Below are 269 nucleotides of genomic sequence, written 5' to 3'. Positions count from 1 at the left end.
TGCGGTAGACGCGAAACCAAGTGATCTACCCTTGGCCAGGATGAAGTCTGGGTAACACCAGATGGAGGTCCGCACCAATAAGCGTTGAAAAGCTTCTGGATGAGCTGAGGGTAGGGGTGAAAGGCTAATCAAACTTGGAGATAGCTCGTACTCCCCGAAATGCATTTAGGTGCAGCCTCGAGGATTACTGATGTGAGGTAGAGCGACTGATTGGATGCGAGGGCTTCACCGCCTATCAAGTCCTGACAAACTCCGAATGCGCATCAGTT

Annotated in this window: 1 rRNA gene; it reads left to right on the top strand. The window is 51.3% G+C overall.

The annotated features are described in order from the left end of the window. Positions 1–269 (top strand): 23S ribosomal RNA (locus H6A61_RS15620); the annotation flags it as partial.

This window comes from Bacteroides caecigallinarum (assembly GCF_016901995.1).
GTDB lineage: Bacteria > Bacteroidota > Bacteroidia > Bacteroidales > Bacteroidaceae > Phocaeicola > Phocaeicola cellulolyticus.
This window is presented reverse-complemented; position numbering and strand designations above follow the sequence as displayed.